This window comes from Lishizhenia sp. (genome assembly GCF_057456495.1).
On sequence record NZ_JBVCPV010000179.1, the window covers coordinates 1 to 6,003 of the forward strand.

A 6,003-nucleotide genomic window follows, 5' to 3' on the forward strand; every position below is an offset into this window, starting at 1 on the left:
ACCACCTAATTGGTGAGCAGCACCGAAGTCTGTAGATAAACCACCACCCTTTGGATTTTGAATTAAAACTACTAATACAAGTAGTACACTCGCCAAAAGGATTAAGATAGTAAGTAATGTTCCCATGATTTATTTAATTAATTTTTGTTTCAGTTTTTTAATTTGATTTGCAAAGAAACTCTTTTTTTCTGGAAATTTCAACATTAATTGCTCATAAGATGCAATTGCTTTTGGATAATTCCCTTGAGCGGCAAAGATTTGAGCCAAGGTTTCTGATACTGGAAGGCTTGATTCGTCTAGACTTTTCTTAGCAACTTTACTTGGAGAAAAGAATTCCTTTTTCGGCCTACTTATTTGTGGTTCTTCGTTAATAAACTTCTCGATAATGCTTTCAACTTTTGATTTTGGCGCTTCAACAGGTGTGTTTTCTGTCGTCGCTTCTTCAATTTCTGGAGCTGTTTTCGTTTCAGTAGGTTGCGCTACCTCATTTTCTACTTCTTGAGTAGTTTCTTTTTCTACTTTTTGAACCTTAATTTCTTCTTTTGGAGAAGCAGTGTTCTCTGCCTTTTTGGCCGCTAACCACGCGAAGAAATTATGCGGTTCATCGCTTGTGTTTTCCTCTTCTTTTTGATTTTCCTCAATTTGAGGGGAAGTGATTACTTCGTTTTCGGCTTCTGTAATTTCAGATGTATCTTCAGTAGAAATGCTTTCCAATGGGCGAGTTGAATTATCTTCAACATCTTCAATTTGGACTTCTTCTTCGAGTTCTTCTTCTTGAATCTCTGTTTGAACCAGTTCTTCTGTAGAAACCTCTTGCTCTATGCTTCTGCTCACTGCAGCTGCATACATATCTACCTCTAAAGTATCTTTAGGCAGCTCTTCTTGTACTTCAGTTGGAGCTTCAGTTTCTTCAACTTCATCTGTGTTATCTCTGCTTTGAACTGCAACTTCCTCACTTTCCTGTTCTTGAGGAGTGAAGCCAAACTTTACTTCTTCCTTTTCCTCCGATGAAATATTATTGTTTTCCTCTGATGTTTCGGGCTCTGCTTCTTCTATAGATTCAGCAGCATTTAAACTGAAAATAGGAGTTTCCTCCTCTTCCGAGGTTTTCTTGTTATCAGCTTCTTCTGTTGCAGAAATTGCGTTTGTTTCAGGTTCTTCAAGTGCTTCAATACGCTCAGTAGAAGTTTCTTCTTCTGCAACTTCCTTAGGCATAGATGACTCTTCGGGAATTGTTGAAGGTACTGAATCACTTTCGCTCTCAACCCTTGTTTGAATGTCGTGAGTCAAATTAAACAAACGAATTCTATCTGGGATTCTATAGGCATGCTCACTAAGCTCCTCTTCGAAGCTAAAGTCGTCATGTTGTGATAACCCTGAAAGGAGTAGTAATGAAAAAACAGGAGAAAAGCTGTATTTCTCCGCCAAGTTTTTCAACGCGGGGATGTCCGATTTTTCAATTTTACTCGGATCAATAATTCTCTCTGTTAAATCTGCTTTATTCATCTTACCAATTCGAAAGTAGTTCGTTGATAACGTCTTGTATGATCTGTCGGTTAACTTCTTCGTATAAATTTGTTTCTATGCTTCCCAAGTCTTGTGCTGCGTCGTAATCTGCAAAACGAGAGGCGCGAACTTGCATCATATCTTCTTCTGGTGAGGTGATGAAAATATCAAACATCGCCGTAATGGTTAATCTGTTTTTGGAAGCATTATCGTTGCCTTGAATCGCTACGGGAGCAATTTCATAACCTATCACATTTCCGGTAATATTGATTTGTGACTCGTGATTTCCGGTATTCAATTTTAAGCCTGTTCTGTTTTGAATTTCGTCTTTTAACTCCTCTGTAAGTAAAGGAGCATAATTCAAAGGAGCATTGGCAGCTTCACTTTTAATCGTTTCTACAGAAAAATATTTCCAGCTCGGATCTATACTTCCGTCTTTAAAACCTACACTCGTTGGCCAGCAACTGGTAAGTAGTAAGAATGAAACAAAAAAGAGGGCTAACTTCATCATATCTATGCCGAATATACTAACTTATTTTAAATGGAATTCTTTGATTTTCCTGTACAGTGTACGCTCAGAAATTCCTAATTCTTTGGCGGCATACTTACGTTTACCATTGTGTTTTTCCAAAGCTTTTTGAATGAGTTCTTTTTCCCTGTCTTCTAAGGATAAAGATTCCTCTATCTCTACATGGTCTTCGTAGTCATCTTCAATAATGCGAATCTCATCGTCTTTGCCAGCGTCATAATCATTGTCGCGTTTTACCGGACTGGGTAAGTAGCTTTTCGGAGTATCTGTTTGATAATCCTCGTACATCTTATTGAGCACATCTCTTTGATTTGCACTCAAGTTAACGTCTGAGTTATTGTTTAGAATTTCAACCACCAATTTTTTCAATTCATTGAGGTCGTTTTTCATGTCGAACAAGAATTTGTACATCAATTCTCTATCGCTATAAAACTCATCTTTTTCCTTTTCCTTATTTACAATCGCAGGTAAGTTACTGTGATGTTTTTCAGGAAGGTATTGTCTTAATATTTCTGGAGTTAACAGTCTCTCATTTTCAATAACTGAAATCTGTTCTGCGATGTTTTTAAGCTGACGTATATTACCAGGCCAAGGGTAATTCAAGATTAATTCTACTGCCTCATCAGTTAATTTAACTGCAGGCATCCTGTATTTCTCAGCAAAGTCATGCGCAAATTTTCTAAACAATAGATGTATATCGTCTTGTCTATCGCGCAAGGGTGGAAGCTGAATAGGAACAGTACTTAATCTATACAAAAGGTCTTCTCTAAACTTACCTTTTTGTATGGCTTCCATCATATTTTCGTTGGTTGCCGCAACTACTCTAACGTCTGTTTTAATGACCTTAGATGAACCCACGCGAATGAATTCACCTGTTTCTAAAACACGTAACAAACGCACTTGAGTTTGCATAGGAAGTTCTGCAACTTCATCCAAGAAAATTGTTCCGCCGTCAGCTACTTCAAAATACCCTTTACGACTTCCACTAGCACCCGTAAAGGCTCCTTTTTCGTGACCAAATAATTCAGAATCAATTGTTCCTTCGGGAATTGCACCACAGTTTACTGCGATGTACTCTCCGTGTTTTCTAGAACTTAATTGATGTATGACTTGTGGGATAATCTCTTTCCCTGTACCACTTTCACCCGTAACAAGAACAGAGATATCTGTAGGAGCTACTTGCGCAGCTACTTCCAACGCTCTATTTAAAAGCGTTGCGTTACCAATAATTCCGAAACGTTGTTTTATCTGTTGTATAGTCATAGTCAATTAAAAAATAAAAAGCTTAGGCTATTGCTTCTCCAATTAATGTTGCAGAAGTACAATCTGTAATTTTTACATCAACATAAGAAGCAGGTTGAACATCTATTTTAGGGAAAACAACCATTGTGTTTTGATCGTTTCTTCCACAAAGCATTTCTTCTGACTTCTTAGAGTTTCCTTCAACCAATACTTTTACTGTTTTTCCAACGTAACTCTGGTTGATGGCATTACCTTGTTCTCTTTGCAAAGTAATGATCTCCGTTAAACGTCTTTGTTTAACTTCTTCCGGAATATCGTCTTCGTATTTTCTTTCTGCTAAAGTTTTTGGTCTTTCAGAGTATTTGTACATGTAAGCAAAATCAAATTTTACTTCTTCGATTAAGCTCAATGTATCTCTGTGCTGCTCCTCAGTTTCTCCACAGAATCCTGTAATGATGTCTGTACTAATTGCAGCCTCAGGAACGATACGTTTAATAGCATCAATTCTATTTAAGTACCATTCTCTTGAATATCCTCTGTTCATTTTTTTCAATACTTCCGTATTTCCAGATTGAACAGGAAGGTGGATATAGTTACAAATGTTGTCGTATTTCGCAATTGTTTCCAATACTTCATCCGTCATATCTTTTGGGTGTGAAGTAGAGAAACGAATTCTTAAATCTGGATGAACCTCTGCACACATTGCCATCAATTCTGCAAAGTTGGTCGTTGGTTTTGTTTCATCCTTAATTTCTCCTTTGTTGGTAATGTTCCAACGGTAGCTATCTACGTTTTGTCCTAATAAGGTTACCTCTCTGTATCCTTGTTCGAATAAATCTCTACATTCTTGAACGATGGTTTGTGGATCTCTCGATCTTTCTCTACCTCTGGTAAAAGGTACTACACAGAAAGAACACATGTTATCACAACCTCTTGTTATACTTACAAATGATGAAATTCCTTTGTTGTCTAAACGAACAGGACTAATATCAGCATACGTTTCTTCTCTACTTAAAAGAACGTTTACCGCTTTTTGTCCACCTTCTACTTCGTTGATTAAAGAAGGAAGGTCTCTGTATGAATCCGGACCAGCAACGATGTCTACCAATTTCTCTTCCTCTAAGAGCTGTTTTTTCAAACGTTCAGCCATACAACCTAACACTCCAACTATTAAAGAAGGTTGGTGTTGCTTGCGGTATTTAAAGTTAGTTAAACGCTTACGAACTCTTTCTTCAGCGTTTTCACGAATACTACACGTGTTAATTAAAATAAGGTCTGCCTCCGTTTCATCGTTGGTAGTTTGATACCCTTGCTTAATTAAAATAGATGCAACTACTTCACTATCTGAAAAGTTCATTGCACACCCGTAGCTTTCTAAAAATAATTTCTTTCCATTAGGATTTGATGATGATGCCATTTCTAATGCCTCACCTTGTCTGTTTTCGTCTATCTTCTTTCCCTCAAGAATATTATCCATCATTGTTCATCAAATTTGTGGGACAAAAGTAACTAAAATATAAGATTAGTGTCAAAATGGCAGAGTGAAAATACGTTAATTAAAGACGAAGCTAGCGAACTTTTTACCAAGAAATCTTGTATACAAGGAGAGCTTAATTTAATAGAGTTTCCCGGGGTGGTTTGTTTTTAGCAATAATTTAAACTTATTTTGCAGCTAATTCGATTCACCTCTTAATACAGAAAAAGGACATGTCAAAGAATTTAGTAATTGTTGAGTCACCTGCTAAAGCGAAAACCATAGAAGGTTATTTAGGGAAAGATTTTACTGTGAAATCTAGTTATGGTCACGTGAGAGATCTTGCCAAAAAAGGTTTAGCAATAGACGTAGAAAACAATTTTAAACCTGATTATTCGGTGAGTCCAGACAAGAAAGCGCTGGTATCAGAATTAAAGAAATTAGTGAAAGGTGCCGATACGGTATGGCTCGCAACCGATGAGGACCGCGAGGGAGAAGCAATTTCTTGGCACTTATACGAGACGCTTGGATTGGAGAAAAAAGAGACGAAGAGAATTACCTTTAATGAGATTACTAAAACAGCCATCTTAAAAGCAATTGAAAGTCCGAGAGAGATTAATAAAGAGTTGGTAGATGCGCAGCAGGCACGACGAATTTTAGATAGATTGGTAGGTTTTGAACTTTCTCCAGTGTTGTGGAAAAAGGTGAAGCCAAGTTTATCTGCTGGTCGAGTACAATCTGTAGCTGTACGTTTAATTGTAGAGCGCGAAAGAGAAATTCAAAACTTTACACCAGAGACATTTTACAGGTTGTCTGGTTTCTTTCAAAAAGATGCAGATACAATTAAGGCGGATTTAGCACATAACTTAGGAACGGATAAAGAGGTAGAAGCATTCTTAGCTTCATGTAAAGCAGCAGATTTCGAAATCACAGATGTGGTTAAAAAGCCAGGAACAAAATCTCCTACTGCACCCTTTACTACATCTACTTTACAACAAGAGGCCAGTTTGAAATTAGGTTTTAGTGTATCTAGAACCATGTCTGTAGCACAGCGCTTGTACGAAGCAGGTAAGATAACGTACATGAGAACGGATTCTGTGAACTTCTCGGATGATGCAATCAACGCGGCAGAAAAAGAAATAAAATCAGCTTACGGATCAGAATATTCTAACCCGAAGCGTTATAAGAATAAAAACTCTGGAGCACAAGAGGCCCACGAAGCAATTCGTCCAACAAGCTTTGCGACGCACAG

General features: G+C 37.5%; 6 protein-coding genes. 1 reads left to right on the forward strand and 5 read right to left on the reverse strand.

What is annotated here, in order from left to right:
* From secG to miaB, 5 genes are all read right to left on the reverse strand, one after another.
* A partial coding sequence (gene secG, locus AC22ZQ_RS11840; RefSeq protein WP_318958983.1) for a preprotein translocase subunit SecG occupies window positions 1-126 on the reverse strand: 126 nt, incomplete at its 3' end.
* A gap of 3 nt (window positions 127-129) precedes the next feature.
* Window positions 130-1,506, reverse strand: coding sequence for a hypothetical protein (locus AC22ZQ_RS11845; RefSeq protein ID WP_318958978.1), 1,377 nt, complete (start codon window positions 1,504-1,506; stop codon window positions 130-132).
* Window position 1,507: 1 nt separating this feature from the next.
* Window positions 1,508-2,017, reverse strand: a complete 510-nt coding sequence (gene lptE, locus AC22ZQ_RS11850) for an LPS assembly lipoprotein LptE (protein ID WP_318958979.1) — start codon at window positions 2,015-2,017, stop codon at window positions 1,508-1,510.
* 21 nt (window positions 2,018-2,038) lie between these two features.
* Window positions 2,039-3,298 (reverse strand): sigma-54 interaction domain-containing protein, encoded by a 1,260-nt coding sequence (locus tag AC22ZQ_RS11855; RefSeq protein WP_318958980.1) that lies wholly within the window; start codon window positions 3,296-3,298, stop codon window positions 2,039-2,041.
* Window positions 3,299-3,320: 22 nt separating this feature from the next.
* Complete coding sequence (gene miaB, locus AC22ZQ_RS11860; RefSeq protein ID WP_318958981.1) at window positions 3,321-4,757, reverse strand: tRNA (N6-isopentenyl adenosine(37)-C2)-methylthiotransferase MiaB; 1,437 nt, start codon at window positions 4,755-4,757, stop codon at window positions 3,321-3,323.
* 227 nt (window positions 4,758-4,984) lie between these two features.
* Here miaB and topA point away from each other — a divergent pair.
* Window positions 4,985-6,003, forward strand: a 1,019-nt coding sequence (gene topA, locus AC22ZQ_RS11865; RefSeq protein ID WP_318958982.1) for a type I DNA topoisomerase, incomplete at its 3' end; no start/stop codon positions are given.

What these genes read in the sequence shown, in the direction of transcription:
- lptE (WP_318958979.1), bottom strand. Translation starts at nt 2,017, where the DNA reads ATGATGAAGTTAGCCCTCTTTTTTGTTTCATTCTTACTACTTACCAGT.
- miaB (WP_318958981.1), bottom strand. Translation starts at nt 4,757, where the DNA reads ATGATGGATAATATTCTTGAGGGAAAGAAGATAGACGAAAACAGACAA.
- AC22ZQ_RS11845 (WP_318958978.1), bottom strand. Translation starts at nt 1,506, where the DNA reads ATGAATAAAGCAGATTTAACAGAGAGAATTATTGATCCGAGTAAAATT.
- AC22ZQ_RS11855 (WP_318958980.1), bottom strand. Translation starts at nt 3,298, where the DNA reads ATGACTATACAACAGATAAAACAACGTTTCGGAATTATTGGTAACGCA.